The sequence below is a fragment of the Lysobacter oryzae DSM 21044 genome (assembly GCF_059568595.1).
The window spans coordinates 346,521-361,422 of record NZ_JCANTQ010000009.1; the positions used below are offsets into that span (position 1 = coordinate 346,521).

11 protein-coding genes are annotated in these 14,902 nt (G+C 69.9%); 10 read left to right on the top strand and 1 reads right to left on the bottom strand.

Annotated features, from left to right (window positions below; all coding sequences use genetic code 11):
• Positions 1-75 precede the first annotated feature (75 nt).
• The 10 genes from BP05_RS05360 to BP05_RS05405 all read left to right on the top strand — a co-directional run bounded on the left by BP05_RS05360 (position 76) and on the right by BP05_RS05405 (position 14,094).
• The gene (locus BP05_RS05360) at positions 76-1,092 is read left to right on the top strand and encodes an AAA family ATPase (protein WP_496361228.1); all 1,017 of its coding nucleotides are present in this window, start codon (positions 76-78) and stop codon (positions 1,090-1,092) included.
• 2 nt (positions 1,093-1,094) lie between these two features.
• Complete coding sequence (locus tag BP05_RS05365; protein WP_496361230.1) at positions 1,095-2,030, top strand: DUF58 domain-containing protein; 936 nt, start codon at positions 1,095-1,097, stop codon at positions 2,028-2,030.
• The gene (locus tag BP05_RS05370; protein WP_496361232.1) at positions 2,030-2,482 is read left to right on the top strand and encodes a DUF4381 family protein; all 453 of its coding nucleotides are present in this window, start codon (positions 2,030-2,032) and stop codon (positions 2,480-2,482) included. The genes BP05_RS05365 and BP05_RS05370 overlap by 1 nt, the downstream gene beginning before the upstream one ends.
• 2 nt (positions 2,483-2,484) lie before the next feature.
• A complete protein-coding gene (locus tag BP05_RS05375) occupies positions 2,485-3,495 on the top strand; it encodes a vWA domain-containing protein (protein WP_496361234.1) in 1,011 nt (336 codons plus the stop codon).
• Positions 3,492-5,237, top strand: coding sequence for a VWA domain-containing protein (locus BP05_RS05380; protein ID WP_496361236.1), 1,746 nt, complete (start codon positions 3,492-3,494; stop codon positions 5,235-5,237). Before BP05_RS05375 ends, BP05_RS05380 begins: the two co-directional genes overlap by 4 nt.
• Positions 5,234-6,880, top strand: a complete 1,647-nt coding sequence (locus BP05_RS05385; RefSeq protein ID WP_496361238.1) for a BatD family protein — start codon at positions 5,234-5,236, stop codon at positions 6,878-6,880. The genes BP05_RS05380 and BP05_RS05385 overlap by 4 nt, the downstream gene beginning before the upstream one ends.
• A gap of 72 nt (positions 6,881-6,952) precedes the next feature.
• Positions 6,953-8,290 carry a dicarboxylate/amino acid:cation symporter gene (locus BP05_RS05390; protein WP_496361240.1) on the top strand — a complete coding sequence of 446 codons (1,338 nt, stop codon included), beginning with the start codon at positions 6,953-6,955 and terminating at the stop codon, positions 8,288-8,290.
• A gap of 179 nt (positions 8,291-8,469) precedes the next feature.
• Positions 8,470-9,789 carry a dicarboxylate/amino acid:cation symporter gene (locus BP05_RS05395; protein ID WP_496361242.1) on the top strand — a complete coding sequence of 440 codons (1,320 nt, stop codon included), beginning with the start codon at positions 8,470-8,472 and terminating at the stop codon, positions 9,787-9,789.
• Positions 9,790-9,936: 147 nt separating this feature from the next.
• Positions 9,937-11,922 carry a transketolase gene (gene tkt / locus BP05_RS05400; protein ID WP_496361244.1) on the top strand — a complete coding sequence of 662 codons (1,986 nt, stop codon included), beginning with the start codon at positions 9,937-9,939 and terminating at the stop codon, positions 11,920-11,922.
• Positions 11,923-12,051: 129 nt separating this feature from the next.
• Positions 12,052-14,094 carry an oxidoreductase gene (locus BP05_RS05405; RefSeq protein ID WP_496361246.1) on the top strand — a complete coding sequence of 681 codons (2,043 nt, stop codon included), beginning with the start codon at positions 12,052-12,054 and terminating at the stop codon, positions 14,092-14,094.
• Positions 14,095-14,173: 79 nt separating this feature from the next.
• Here BP05_RS05405 and BP05_RS05410 read toward each other — a convergent pair whose 3' ends face one another.
• On the bottom strand, positions 14,174-14,866 hold the full coding sequence (locus tag BP05_RS05410) for a hypothetical protein (RefSeq protein ID WP_496361248.1): 693 nt from the start codon (positions 14,864-14,866) through the stop codon (positions 14,174-14,176).
• Positions 14,867-14,902: the final 36 nt, after the last annotated feature.

The window sequence follows — 14,902 nt, forward strand, 5'->3', positions numbered from 1 at the left end:
AAACCGGGGCGTCGTGGGCCGAACTTGCCGCTGCCAGTTCGGTCAAAATGGGCCTGGTCCGTCATCGAGCTTCCCATGGACAGCAGCGTTCCCCCGGTTCCGATGCCTGCCGGCAGTGAGGTCAGCCGGCTGTACGACGCCTTCCGCGACCTGCGCGCGGCGCTATCGACGGAGATCGTCGGGCAGGCGGCCCTGATCGAGCGCCTCTTGATTGCCCTGCTGGCAGACGGCCACCTGCTGGTCGAGGGCGCGCCCGGGCTTGCCAAGACCAGCGCGATCCGCGCCTTGGCGACTCGCCTCGATGCCGATTTTTCCCGCGTCCAGTTCACTCCGGACCTGCTTCCCGCCGACCTGACCGGGACCGAAGTGTGGCGTCCGCAGGATGGCCGTTTCGAATTCCAGCCCGGACCGATCTTCCATCCCCTGCTGCTCGCGGACGAAATCAACCGCGCGCCGGCAAAGGTGCAGTCCGCGTTGCTGGAGGCGATGGGCGAGCGCCAGGTGACCGTCGGGCGGCAGACCTACGCGCTGCCGCCGCTGTTCCTGGTGATGGCGACCCAGAATCCCATCGAACAGGAAGGCACGTTCCCGCTGCCCGAGGCGCAGCTCGATCGCTTCCTGATGTACGTGCGCATCGGTTATCCGGAAGCTGCGACCGAAACCGAGATCCTGCGCCTCGCCCGCGAACGTGCGCGTGCCGCCGCGCGCGCGACGCCTGCGGTGGCGGCGCGCATGCCGATAGGGGATGTCTTCGCGGCGCGCGCCGCGGTCCTTGACCTCCATGTGGCCCCGGCGGTGGAGCGCTACCTGATCGAACTCGTGCTCGCCTCGCGGGACGCCGAGCGTTACGACGCCGCATTGGCGCGTCGCATCGAATGGGGCGCCAGCCCACGCGGCTCGATCGCGCTCGAGCGCTGTGCCCGCGCGCATGCGTGGCTGGCGGGACGGGATTTCGTTACCCCCGAGGACGTCCGCGCGATCGCGCCCGATGTCCTCCGCCACCGCATCCTGCCGAGCTACGAAGCGACGGCGGAGGGTTGGGACGGCGAACGCCTGGTCGCCGAATTGCTGCGCCAGGTGCCGCTGCCCTGAGCATGGGCGAACACGACGCCCATCGCGAAGTTGCCGTTGCGCAGGCCGACGGCGTGCGCCCCACGCTGCCGGAGCTGGTGGCGATGCGCGGCAGCATCGGCGGGCGCCGGCCGGCGCGGCGTGGGCGCCATGGCCCCACCGGCCAAGCGCTGTCGCCGCTGCGCGGGCGCGGCATGGAGTACGCCGAGTCACGCGATTACGTGGCGGGCGATGACGCTCGCCATATCGACTGGCGCCTTACCGCGCGCACGGGCCGTGCACACACCAAGCTGTTCCAGGCCGAGCGCGAGCGCCTGACCCTGATCGTCGCGGATACCGCGCCGTCGCTGTATTTCGGCACGCGGGTGCGCTTCAAGTCGGTGCAGGCGGCACGCGCTGGGGCCGTGGCCGCGTGGGCGGCCGCGCGCGATGGCGATCGCCTCGCCGCATTGCGCGGCAGCCTGCGCGAGCCGCCGGTGACGCCGGCTTCAGGTGCGCGCGGCGCATTGCGCGTGCTGGATGCGCTGGTGCGCTGGTACGCCGCGCCTCCGGTCGACGACTCGGGGCTCGCCGTCGCGCTCGACCATGCCCAGCGCCTGTTGCGGCCCGGCTCGCGCCTGGTCCTGCTCGCCGATCCCGGCAGCATCGCCGCGATTGGCGAGCGCCGCTGGCCAGCGCTCGCCCAGCACCACGAGGTCATCGTGCTGCTGCTGACCGATCCGCTGGAGACTGCGGCGCCCAAGCGCGTACTCCCGTTCAACAACGATGGCCATCGGCTCGAGCTCGATCTCGCGTCGCCGCCGCAACGCCAGCGCTGGCTGCGCGAGTTCGTCGCGCCGGTCGAGGCGGCGATCGCCGCGCTGCCCGCGAAGGGCGTGCGCGTGCAGGCCCTGTCGACGGACGCGGCCAGTGATTCCTGGTTGCCCCTGCTTGGCCGCGCCCGGCCCTTGGTGGCGTGATGGCCGATCCGACGCTGGTGCTTCGCGACATCCATGCGACCGCCGCGCCATCGCTGTGGCCGCCCGCCCCGGGCTGGTGGCTGCTCGCGGCGCTGCTGTTGGCCGCCGGTGTCGCGCTAGCGCTGTGGCGGCGCGCCCGCGCGCGCCGGCGTCGTCGCATCCTGCAACTGTTTGATGAAGCGCTCGCGGCGGCAGCGAACGCGCCAGCGCAGGTCGCCGCCATGTCCGCGCTGCTGCGCCGCGCCGCGCGCCGCCGCGATCGCCATGCGGACACGTTGCAGGGCGAGGCATGGCTGGCGTTCCTCGATGCAAACGACAGCAGCCGACCGTTCACGCGTGGCGACGGCAGGCTGCTGCTGGACGGCGGCTTCCAGCGCGATGCCGACCCCGCGCGCGTCGCCACGCTCGGTCGTCTCGCACGCGCGCGCTTCCTCGAATGGATGACGCGCTAGCCATGCCTTCGTTCGCTTCCCTCGAGGCCTTGCGCGAGTTGTTCGCCTGGCCATGGTGGCTGCTCGCGCTGCCACTGCCCTTGCTGGTGCGCTGGCTGCTGCCGGCGGCGCGCTCGACCGGCGCGGCCGTGCGGGTACGGTATGGCGCGCGCCTGGATGCGATCGCGCAGGCGGGAGGGCACACCTTGCGCGGTGGCCGCGTCCATCCGCTGTTGGCGATCGCGTGGATCCTGCTGTGCATCGCCGCGGCGCGCCCGCAGCAGCTTGGCGAGGCGGTGCAGCCACCGCAGGCAGGGCGTGACCTGATGTTGGCGCTCGACCTGTCGGGCAGCATGGCCGAGCCGGACATGGAGCTGGGCGGGCGACCGGTGGACCGCCTCACCGCGGCGAAGGCCGTGCTCGCGGATTTCCTCGACCGCCGCGGCGGCGACCGCGTCGGACTGCTGGTGTTCGGCCGCCGCGCCTACGCGCTGACGCCGCTCACGCTCGATCGCGATTCGGTGCGCGAGCAACTCGGCGACAGCGTCGTCGGCCTGGCCGGGCAGGAGACCGCGATCGGAGATGCGATCGGCCTGGCCGTGAAGCGCCTGCGCACCCAGCCCGCGGAGCAGCGCGTGGTGATCCTGCTCACCGACGGCGTCAACACCGCTGGTGCGCTCGACCCGCGCAAGGCGGCGGAGCTGGCGCGCAGCGAGCACGTGCGCGTGCACACCATCGCCTTCGGTGGAGAAGGCTCGCTGTCGGTATTCGGCTTCAAGCTGCCCATGCCCGGGGGCGGCGACGAGATCGACGAGGCGACGCTGCGCGCGATCGCGGCGCAGACCGGCGGACGCTTCTTCCGCGCGCGCGATACCGGCGAGCTGGCCGGCATCTACGCCGAGATCGATCGCCTTGAACCGGTGCGGCGTCCGGGCCAGGCGGTACGGCCAAAACTCGAGCGCTACGCCTGGCCGCTCACCGGTGCACTGGTTTGCGCGCTGCTCGTGCTCGTCTGGCCGCGGAGGCGCGCATGAGCTGGCTGCCCGACTTGGCGGCACTGCACCTGCTGCGACCGCAGTGGCTGCTCGCGCTGTTGCTGCTGCCGGTGCTGGCCTGGTCGTGGCGGCGCCGGCAGCGCCACAACAGCGCCTGGCGCGACATCGTCGATCCGCACCTGCTGCCGCACCTGATCGAGGCACGCCAGGACCGCCGCAGCCGATGGGGCGCATGGACCGCCGCCGCGGCTTACGTGCTGGCCGTGCTGGCGCTGGCCGGGCCGAGTTGGCGCCAGTCCGCGCAACCCTTGTGGCAGAGCCGGGCGCCGCTGGTGGTGGCGCTGGACCTGTCGAGCGCATCGCTTGCGGCGGACCTGCCGCCCTCGCGATTGGCCCAGGCCCGCGCCAAGCTCACCACGCTGCTGCGCGAACGCAACGGCGGCCAGGTGGGCCTGGTGGCATTCGCCGCCGACGCGTTCACGGTCGCGCCGCTCACCGACGACGCGGCCAACGTCGCGCTGTTCCTGGATTCGCTGCAGCCCGACGTGATGCCACGCGACGGACAACGCGCGGACGAAGCCATCGCCTGGTCGGGCGAACTGCTGCAGCGCGCGGGTGCGTCCCGCGGCGACATCCTCGTGCTTACCGACCACGCCGACGACGCGGCGATCGCCGCTGCCGCCGATGCCGCATCCGCGGGCTATCGCGTATCCGTGCTTGGCCTGGGCACCGACGCTGGCGCTGCCTACCGTCGTCTCGCGGGCGGCATCGCGAACGCACGCCTGGACGCGGCGTCCCTGCGCAGGCTGGCCAGCAGCGGCAACGGCGGCTTCGAGCCGCTCGCCAGCGACGACAGCGACCTGCGCACGCTGGGGCTGCTGGATCCGCCCGCGGCCGAAACGAGCGGCCACGGTGCTCCGGGCCTGGCCTGGCGCGACGAAGGCTACTGGCTGCTGCCGCCGCTGATGCTGCTCGCGCTCTTCGCGTTCCGCCGGCGCAGCGGCGCGGCAGTCGTGGTGGTGGCGTTGTGTTCGTTGCTGCCGCTGGGCAATGCGCGCGCCGCCGACCTGTGGCGACGCCCGGACCAGGCCGCCTACGTGCAGATGCAGCATGGCAACGCGGCCTACCGCAGGGGTGACTACCAGGCCGCCGCGCAGCAATACCAGGGTCTCGACAGCGCAACGGCGCACTACAACCGCGGCAATGCGCTGGCGAAGGCCGGCAGTTATCCGCAGGCGATCGCCGCCTACAACCAGGCCCTGCGGCGCGAACCGGGAATGGCCGACGCGATCGCGAACAAGCAGGCGGTCGAAGCGGCGATGAAGCGCCGCCAGCAGTCGGGCGGCGATTCGGGCAAGCCGCAACAATCGCAGGGCGGGCAGGCTGGCAACCAGGGCAATCCGCAGCAGTCCGCATCCAAACCCGACTCGCCTGGTTCGCAGGGGCAGCAGAAGCAGAAGCAGAAGCAGCCTGCGGAAAAGCCGCCGGCGCAATCCAACCCGCCGCCGGCGACACCTCCTGATGCAGGCGCGCAGGCCGAGGCCGATCGCGCCCAGCGCGAACGCATGCAACGCGCCCTGCAACAGCAGCGTGCGCAGCAGGGCGGAAAGGACCAGCAGCAACAGCGCGCGCAGGCGCAGGAAACACCGGAGCAACGCGAACGGCGCCTGGCCAACGAAGCCTGGCTGCGACGCGTGCCGGACGATCCGGGCGGGTTGCTGCGGGCGAAGTTCCGCCTGGAATACGAACGCCGCGTAGCCGAGGGCAAGCTTCGACAATGAGCAGGATTCCGTCCCTTCTTAGCGCTGCCCTCGTCCTGCTGCTGATGGCCTTCGCGCTGCCGGCCGCGGCGCAGACGCGCGCCTGGCTGGACCGCGACCGCATCAGCGCCAACGAAACCGTCACGCTCAACATCAAGACCGATGGCATGGCGCGCCCGGCCTACGACCCGCTGCTGCGCGACTTCGCCATCAGCGGCCGCAGCAGTCGCACCGAGATGGACAACACCGGCGTGCACAGCCTCTACGCCGTCGCGCTGCAACCGCGCCGCGCCGGCCAGCTGGTGATTCCGGCGCTCCGCGTCGGCAACGCCAGCACGCAACCGCTGGTGTTGCAGGTTGAAGCCGCCAACGCCCCGGCGCCGTCGCGCGCGGGCGACGATGTCTTCATCGAAAGCCAAGCCGATGACGCGCAACCGTACGTGCAGCAGACCGTCGGCTGGGTGGTGCGCCTGTATTCGGCGGCGCCGCTGATTTCCGGCCAGCTCGACCAGCCGGCGCCCGCGGGGGCATCGCTGCAGCAGGTGGGCGAGGACGCGCGCTATTCGCGCGAAGTCGCCGGGCGCCGCTACGAAGTCATCGAACGCCGCTACCAGCTGGTGCCCGAGCGCAGCGGCGCGCTGAGCATCCCGGGCGCGGTATTCGAAGGACGCGGTACCGGCGGCTTCTTCGACGAACTGTTCGGCGACCGCGGCGGCGCGCTCAACGCGCAGGCGCCGGCGAAAGTGCTGCAGGTGCAGCCGATTCCCGCGAATGCGCCGCAACCGTGGTTGCCGCTGCGCGACCTGCGCCTGCGCTACGCCAGCACGCCTGGCGACCTGCGCGCCGGCGCCTCGGGCAGCCTGGTGGTCGAGGCGGTCGTCGACGGTGCCACCGCCGCGCAGATGCCGGAATTGCAGTTGCCACCGATCGACGGGGTGCAGGTATTCGCCGATCCGGTGCAGGCGGACGAGACGTTCCGCAATGGCCGGCCGCAGGTGAAGCTGACCCGCCGCTTCGCCCTGGTTCCCGCGCAGGCCGGCGCGGCAAGCCTGGCAGGCATGCGCATCGATTGGTGGGATGTCGCCGCCGGAGCCAGGCGCACCGCCACGTTGCCGCCGCTGTCATGGAGCGTGGCCGCTGCCGACGGCACCCGCGGCGCCACGACCGCGCCGGCGGCGGGCGCGCCCGCGGTGGCGTCCGCCTCTGCCGGCATGCGCGCGCACGCGGGCTGGATCCTGGCCACGCTGGTGTTCGCGGCATTGTGGTTGTTCACCCTGGTGTGGGGTTTGCACCAGCGCGCGCAGCACCACCAAGCACTACCGCCCACGGGCGCGCGCGGCGCGGTCGTGCCGGGAGCCAGGAAGCCATCGCAGGGCCTGGCCGAGCTTCGCCGCGTCCTGGAGACCGGCGACCTCGGCGATGTCGCCGAGACGTTGCGCGCGATGGCCACGCCCCCGGCAGGAAACCTGGACGAACTCGTGGCCCGGCTCGAGGATGCCGGACAACGCGACGCGGTCGTCGCGCTGCAGCGCGCGCGCTGGGGCAACGGCGACGGCGTGCGCGCGCGGCAGTTGCTGCGCAGCGCGTTTTCCAAGGGGCCACGCTGGCGCGTCGAACCCGCTTCCGCGCCGTCGCTGCTGCCGCCGCTGTACCCGGAACGGTGACGTCGGGGCAAGGCTGAACAGGAGGCCCTGGTGTAATCTCGCGGCTGTTTTGCCCACCCGGAATCCAACCGAATGAGCCACATCAGCCTGCCCGCCGCCACCTCCAAGGGCATGCCGCTGCACGTCAAGGTGCTGATCGGCTTCGTACTGGGTGCCGCGCTGGGACTGCTGGCCCATGTGTATGGCGGCGCCGATGCACCGCTCGTCCACGGCGTCATCGAGTACGTCACGCGCCCGGCGGGGCAGATCTTCCTCAACCTGCTCTTCATGCTGGTGCTGCCGCTGATGTTCTCGGCGCTGGTGCTGGGCGTGGCCGAACTCGGCGACATCGCCAGCCTCGGCCGCCTCGGCTGGCGCACGCTGACCTACACCGCGACCGTCACCGGCGCCGCCGTCGCGATCGGCCTGCTGATGGTCAACCTGATCCAGCCCGGCCTGCACATGGATCCGGCGCTGGTGCAGCAGGCGATGAGCAGCAATGCCGGCAAGGTTGGCGACATCGTCACCAGCGGCCAGCAGCTCAAGGTGCTGGACCTGCTGGTCAACATCGTCCCGCACAACGTGCTCGCGGCCGGGGTGGACGACAAGCAGAAGCTTGGCATCGTGTTCTTCGCCCTGATGATCGGCATCGGCCTGGTGCTGACGCCGTCGGCGGCGACGCAGGCGTTCAAGCATGCGCTGCAGGGCCTGTTCGAGATCAGCATGCGCCTGATCGGATTGTTCATCCGCCTCGCGCCGTACGCGGTGGCCTGCTTCATGTTCGGCCTGTGCGCGCAGTTGGGCTGGGACGTGCTCGCCGGCCTGGCCTACTTCGTGGTCACCGTGGTGCTGGCATTGGCCATCCACATGTTCGTGGTGCTGCCGCTGTGGGTGAGGTTCATGGGCGGGATGTCGCCGCGCACGTTCTTCCGCGGCAGCCAGGAAGCGGTGCTGACCGCGTTCGCCACCGCGTCGTCCACCGCCACCCTGCCGGTCACCCTGCGCGTGGCCGAGGAGAACCTGCACCTGCCGCGCAAGGTGAGCCGCTTCGTGCTGACCGTGGGCGCCTCGGCCAACCACCACGGCACCGCGCTGTTCGAAGGCGTGACCGTGCTGTTCCTGGCGCAGGTGTTCGGCCTGCACCTGCCGCTGACCGAGCAGCTGATGGTGCTGGGCCTGTGCATCCTCGGCGGCATCGGCACCGCCGGCATCCCGTCCGGCTCGCTGCCGGTGATCGCGATGATCTGCGGCATCATCGGCCTCAACCCGGCGGGCATCGGCATCATCCTGGGCGTCAACAGCTTCCTCGACATGTGCCGCACCTCGCTCAATGTCACCGGCGACCTGGCCACCGCGGTGGTCGTTTCGGCGCGCAGTGGCGAGGCCGAGGTCAAGGCGGCGGCGACGGAAAACGTGGAAACCGTGGTGTAGAAGCCGGTGCGGGCCCGCAGCAAGACGAGGTAACGCGGCTGCCGCCACGCCGGGGCGAACCCGGGTCGTTGCCGCGCGCCGCCTGCGCGTTCGCTCGCAGCGTGCGTCCGCAACCTCCTTTTGACCGACGTCGACACGCCCGCTTGCTAAGCTCGGGCATCCGATGCAGGAGCCGGGCCATGGGCGAAGCCAGTCGCGCTGCCGCACGCAAGCTGCCGTTGCACTGGAAGATGCTGCTCGGCTTCCTGGTCGGCCTCGCCGCCGGCCTCACCGCGCACTACACCGCCGGCGCCGATGCGCCGTGGGTGCAGGTGCTGACCACCTACCTCACCCAGCCGGCCGCGACGATCTTCCTGCGGCTGATCTTCATGCTGGTGATCCCGCTGCTGTTCTCGGCGCTGGTGATCGGCGTGTCGGAGATGGGCGACGTGCGCGCCTTCGGCCGCGTCGGCTGGCGCACCCTGATCTACACCGTGGTGATGTCGGCGCTCGCCGTGGTGCTCGGGCTGGTGCTGGTCAACCTGTTCCACCCGGGTTCCGGCGTCGACGAGGCGCAGGCGCTCAAATTGCTGAGCGACAACGCCGAACGCGCGCGCGGCATCGTCAGCGATGCCGGCGCGCAACCCAAGGGCCTCGACATGGTGCTGTCGATCGTGCCCGACAACATCGTCGCCGCGGCGGCCAGCAACAACACCATCCTGTCGGTGATGTTCTTCGCGCTGATGCTCGGCATCGGCCTGGTGGTGGTCCGCAACGACGCGACCGCGACGCTGGCGCGCGGCATCCAGGGCCTGTTCGACGTGTCGATGGCGCTGATCGGCATGGTGATCAGGCTCGCGCCGTATGCGGTCGCGTGCCTGATGTTCAACATGACCGTGGTGTTCGGCTGGGACCTGCTGGGCAAGCTCGCCAGTTACGTCGGCGTGGTCGTGCTGGCGCTGGCGCTGCACCTGTTCGTGACCTATTCGCTCGCGCTGAAGTTCATCGGCGGACGCTCGCCCCTGCAGTTCTTCGTCGGCGTGCGCGAGGCGATGCTGCTGGCGTTCTCCACGGCCTCGAGCAACGCCACCCTGCCGACCGCGCTGCGCGTGGCCGACGAGGAGCTGCACCTGCCGCGGCGCATCTCGCGCTTCGTCCTCACGGTGGGCGCCACCGCCAACCAGAACGGCACCGCGCTGTTCGAGGGAGTGACGGTGATCTTCCTCGCCCAGTTCTTCGGCGTGGACCTGTCGCTCACCCAGCAGGTGACGGTGATGTTCGTCTGCATCCTCGGCGGCATCGGCACCGCGGGCGTGCCCTCGGGATCGCTGCCGGTGGTGGCGCTGATCTGCGCGATGGTCGGGGTGAAGCCGGAAGGCATCGGCCTGATCCTGGGCGTCAATCACTTCCTCGACATGTGCCGGACCACGCTCAACGTGACCGGCGACCTGGCTATTGCCGCGATGGTGTCCCGGGGTGAGGTCGAGGAACCGGCCGCGCCGGCGCCGCAGGCGGCCTGACGCCCCCGGGGGCGGCCGCGGCCGGAATCGCGGGCGGATCGTTACGACGGCGGAGCCGGGGCGGTCGCGTGTGGGACAATGCAGGCCTCGCCGGCCGGCCCCCGCCGCTGCCGCGCCTCTCCCCGCTCCCGCCTCCAGCCGCCACCCATGACGACGCCTGCCCGCCGCGACCTCGCCAACGCCATCCGTTTCCTCGCCATCGACGCGGTCCAGGCCGCCAACTCCGGCCATCCCGGCATGCCCATGGGCATGGCCGACATCGCCGAAGTGCTGTGGAACGACTACCTGCGCCACAGCGCGAAGAACCCGAACTGGTTCAACCGCGATCGCTTCATCCTCTCCAACGGCCACGGCTCGATGCTGCAGTACGCGCTGCTGCATCTGTCCGGCTATGACCTGTCGATCGACGATCTGCGCGATTTCCGCCAGCTCGAATCGAAGACCCCGGGTCACCCCGAGAACTTCATGACCCCGGGCGTGGAAACCACCACCGGCCCGCTCGGCCAGGGCTTCGCCAATGCAGTGGGCATGGCGCTCGCCGAGAAGCTGCTGGCGCAGCGCTTCAACCGTCCCGAGTTCGAGATCGTCGACCACCACACCTACGTGTTCATGGGCGACGGCTGCCTGATGGAAGGCATCTCGCATGAAGCGGCTTCACTGGCCGGCACCTGGGGCCTGAACAAGCTGATCGCGTTCTGGGACGACAACAAGATCTCGATCGACGGCAACACCGATGGCTGGTTTACCGACAACACCCCGGCGCGTTTCGAGGCCTACGGCTGGAACGTGGTGCGCGGCGTCAACGGCCACGATGCGCAGGAGATCAAGACCGCGATCGAGACCGCGCTGAAGTCCAGCGACAAGCCGACGCTGATCTGCTGCCGCACCACCATCGGTTTCGGTTCGCCGAACAAGGCCGGCAAGGAATCCAGCCACGGTGCGCCGCTGGGCAAGGACGAGGTCACCGCGACGCGCGAAGCACTGAACTGGCCGCATGCGTCGTTCGAGATCCCCGAAGCGATCTACAACGCCTGGCGTACCAGCAAGGGCGAAGTGCGCGAAGCCGAGTGGAACACCCTGTTCGACAAGTACGCCGCGAAGCATCCGGAACTCGCCGCCGAGCTCAATCGCCGTTCGCGCAACGAACTGCCGGAAGGCTTCATCGCTGCGGCGGACGCCTACATCGCCAAGCTGCAGGCCGACGGCCCCGTGGTCGCCTCGCGCAAGGCCTCGCAGATGGCGATCGAAGCCTACGCGCCGCTGCTGCCGGAACTGATCGGCGGCTCCGCCGACCTCGCCCATTCCAACCTCACCTTGTGGAAGGGCAGCAAGTCGGTCGCCAGCGATGATCCCAACGCCAACTACATCTATTACGGCGTGCGCGAATTCGCGATGACCGCGATCAGTAACGGCCTCGGCCTGCACGAGTGCTTCATCCCGTACGACGCCACGTTCCTGGTCTTCAGCGATTACGCGCGCAACGCCGTGCGCATGAGCGCACTGATGGGCGCGCACGCGATCCACGTGTACACCCACGACTCCATCGGCCTGGGCGAGGACGGTCCGACCCACCAGCCGATCGAGCACCTTGCATCCCTGCGCTACATTCCCGGCAACGACGTGTGGCGCCCGTGCGACGCGGTGGAATCGGCGGTGTGCTGGAAGAAGGCGATCGAGCGCCACAACGGCCCGAGCTGCCTGATCTTCTCGCGCCAGAACCTCCCGCATCAGTCGCGCAACGCGCAGCAGGTCGCCGACATCGAGCGTGGCGGCTACGTGCTGAAGGAGTCGGCCGGTGCGCCGGAGGTCATCCTGATCGCCACCGGCTCCGAAGTCGGCCTCGCCATGCAGGCCGCGGAGCAGCTGGGCGACAAGGTCCGCGTCGTGTCGATGCCGTCGACCGATGTGTTCGAGCGCCAGGACGCGCAGTACCGCGAGTCCGTCCTGCCGAAGGCCTGCCGCAAGCGCATCGCCATCGAAGCCGGCGTCACCGGTTTCTGGCGCCAGTACGTCGGCCTCGACGGCGCGGTGGTGGGTATCGACAGCTACGGCGCCAGCGCGCCGATCGAGAAGCTGCTGCCGCACTTCGGCTTCACCGTGGAGAAGGTGGTCGAAGCGGCCCGCTCGCTCTGATCCGGTTTCGTCGTCCCGGAACGGCGCCTTCGGGCGCCGTTTTGTTTTCGCCATTCTGTAGCCGGGCCCCTTGTGGCAGGGCGGGTTTCCCGGCACGCTGCGCGCTCCATACGTACGCGTACGCACTGCATGACGCACCCGGATTTCCCGCACCTGTTCGCCCCGCTCGACCTCGGCTTCTGCACGCTGCCCAACCGCGTGCTGATGGGCTCGATGCACACCGGACTGGAGGACAAGGCGCGGGACTTCCCGAAGCTGGCGGCGTACTTCGCCGAGCGGGCGGAAGGGGGCGTCGGCCTGATGGTCACCGGCGGCTTCTCGCCAAACATCGAGGGTTGGCTCAAGCCGTTCGGCGGCACGTTGCGCTGGCCGTGGGACGTGGGCAAGCACCGCCAGGTCACGCGCGCGGTGCACGCGCACGGCGGCCGCATCTGCCTGCAGATCCTGCATGCCGGCCGCTATGGGTACCAGCCGCTGCAGGTGGCACCGTCGAAGCTGAAGGCGCCGATCAATCCGTTCACCCCGCGTGCGCTGTCGGCCGGCGGCGTCGAGCGGCAGATCAAGGCATTCGTGCGCACCGCGAAACTGGCGCGCGAGGGCGGCTACGACGGCGTCGAGGTGATGGGCTCGGAGGGCTACCTGCTCAACCAGTTCACCGTGCCGCGCACCAACAAGCGCAGCGATGCCTGGGGCGGCGATGCGAGCAAGCGCATGCGCTTCGCGGTGGAGATCGTGCGCCGCATCCGCGAGGCCTGCGGTCCCGACTTCATCATCATCTACCGCCTGTCGATGCTCGACCTGGTCGACGACGGCGGTACCTGGGACGACGTCGTCGCGCAGGCCAAGGCGATCGAGGCCGCCGGCGCCACGATCATCAACACCGGCATCGGCTGGCACGAGGCGCGGATTCCTACCATCGCAACATCGGTGCCGCGCGCGGCCTTCACCGGCATCACCGCGCGGCTGAAGCCACATGTGCGACTGCCGCTGGTCACCACCAACCGCATCAACATGCCCGAGGTCGCCGAGCGCATCCTCGCCAATGGCGAGGCCGACATGGTGTCGATGGCGCGGCCGCTGCTGGCCGATCCGCAGTGGGTGAACAAGGCGCGCGTGCGGCGCGTGGACGAGATCAACACCTGCATCGCCTGCAACCAGGCCTGCCTGGACCACGTGTTCCAGGACAAGACCGCGAGCTGCCTGGTCAACCCGCGCGCGTGCGCGGAAACCGAACTGGTCTACCGCCCGACCGCGGCGCCGAAGAAGATCGCGGTGGTCGGTGCCGGGCCCGCGGGCCTCGCGGCGGCCACCGTCGCCGCCGAGCGTGGCCATCACGTCACGCTGTTCGATGCGGCCGCCGAGATCGGCGGGCAGTTCAACCTGGCCAAGCGCATTCCCGGCAAGGAAGAGTTCTTCGAGACGCTGCGCTACTTCCGCCGCAAGCTGGAGCTGGCGAAAGTCGATGTCCGCCTCAACACGCGCGCCGACACCACCACGCTGGCGGCCTCGTTCGATGAAGTGGTGCTCGCCAGCGGCATCCGCCCGCGGGCCGTCGATTTCGCCGGCGCCGACCACGCCAAGGTCGTCAGCTATGTCGACGTCCTCACCGGCCGCATCGTGCCCGGCGCGAAGGTCGCCATCGTCGGCGCCGGCGGCATCGGCTTCGACGTCGCCGAGTTCCTGGTGCATCCCGCGCGACCGTTCGACGCCAGCATGCCCGCACTGGACCCGCAGCACTGGCGGGCGGAGTGGGGCGTGGACCTGGACTACGGCGACAACCGCGGCGGCCTGCGCCCGCCCGCACCGGACGCGCCCGCGCGCGAGGTGTGGCTGCTGCAGCGCAGTCCGGGCAAGCCCGGCGCGAAGCTCGGCAAGACCACCGGCTGGATCCATCGCGCCACGCTCAAGGCCAAGCAGGTGCGGATGCTGGGCGGGGTCGAATACCTCGGTGTCGACGACGAGGGCTTCCACGTTCGCGTCGATGGCCTGGAGCAGACGCTCGCGGTCGACCACGTGGTGATCTGCGCCGGCCAGGAACCGCACCGGCCGCTCGCCGACGACCTGCGCGCCGCCGGCGTGCCGGTGCACGTGATCGGCGGCGCCGACGTCGCGGCGGAGCTGGATGCGAAGCGCGCGATCAACCAGGGCAGCCGGGTCGCGGCCGCCTTGTAGGCGCGCGGGCGACTGCCGCCGCATTGGTCTTCAGGTCCCGCATGGCGACCGGGTTGTTGCGCCGGTAACGCCGGCTGCGTCAGCGCGCCGGTCGCGGCGTGTCGTGGCGCTTGAAATAGCGGTGGTGCTGCAGGTGGTCGTGCTTCTGCCCGATGGCGAAGTAGGCCTTGCCGCCGCGGCGGCCGGTCTGCAGGCAGGGCAGTTCGTACTGCGCCTCGGGATTGTTGGTGTAGTAGTGCGGGATCTTGTCGATGAAGCGTCCGAGCATCTCCGGCCCGCACTCGACCTCGCCGTACTTGTCGAAGCCGAAGCGCGGATTGCCGATGTTGAAGTCGTCCACGCACACCACGCCGTTCTCGATCAGGCCCAGTTCCCGCTCGAGCGGCCAGGCCTCGTACCAGTGGGCGTCGAGGTAGTACAGCGGGCAACGGAAGCGATCGCGGAACTTGGCGATCAATTCGGGGGAATCGATCTTCTCCACATAGGTGTGCGGCATGAAACCGACGCGCCGCTTCACCAGGTCCACGTACCGGTCCACGACGTCGCAGGTGACGATCGACAGATGCGGGTAGGTGCGCGCCAGGTAGTCGGTCGTATCGCCCGCATTGCAGCCGGTTTCGATGATCGCATCGCACTGGTAGCGCTCGATCAGGTAATCGAATTCGAGCGCCGTGGTGATGTCGAAGCCGAAGGGCCCGCCGCCATCACTGAGTTCGGCGGCGCCCAGACGCATGGTGCGGTAGAAGTGCTTGTAGACGTTGTCGGCGGACATCCGGGAATCCGTGGCGCTGGAGCAGCGTGCGAGTAT

Bases quoted from the DNA above. Each gene is read 5' to 3' on its own strand.
- BP05_RS05390 (WP_496361240.1), top strand. From the start codon at position 6,953: ATGAGCCACATCAGCCTGCCCGCCGCCACCTCCAAGGGCATGCCGCTG.
- BP05_RS05395 (WP_496361242.1), top strand. From the start codon at position 8,470: ATGGGCGAAGCCAGTCGCGCTGCCGCACGCAAGCTGCCGTTGCACTGG.
- BP05_RS05405 (WP_496361246.1), top strand. From the start codon at position 12,052: ATGACGCACCCGGATTTCCCGCACCTGTTCGCCCCGCTCGACCTCGGC.
- BP05_RS05410 (WP_496361248.1), bottom strand. From the start codon at position 14,866: ATGTCCGCCGACAACGTCTACAAGCACTTCTACCGCACCATGCGTCTG.
- BP05_RS05370 (WP_496361232.1), top strand. From the start codon at position 2,030: ATGGCCGATCCGACGCTGGTGCTTCGCGACATCCATGCGACCGCCGCG.
- BP05_RS05375 (WP_496361234.1), top strand. From the start codon at position 2,485: ATGCCTTCGTTCGCTTCCCTCGAGGCCTTGCGCGAGTTGTTCGCCTGG.
- BP05_RS05385 (WP_496361238.1), top strand. From the start codon at position 5,234: ATGAGCAGGATTCCGTCCCTTCTTAGCGCTGCCCTCGTCCTGCTGCTG.
- BP05_RS05380 (WP_496361236.1), top strand. From the start codon at position 3,492: ATGAGCTGGCTGCCCGACTTGGCGGCACTGCACCTGCTGCGACCGCAG.
- BP05_RS05365 (WP_496361230.1), top strand. From the start codon at position 1,095: ATGGGCGAACACGACGCCCATCGCGAAGTTGCCGTTGCGCAGGCCGAC.
- BP05_RS05360 (WP_496361228.1), top strand. From the start codon at position 76: ATGGACAGCAGCGTTCCCCCGGTTCCGATGCCTGCCGGCAGTGAGGTC.
- tkt (WP_496361244.1), top strand. From the start codon at position 9,937: ATGACGACGCCTGCCCGCCGCGACCTCGCCAACGCCATCCGTTTCCTC.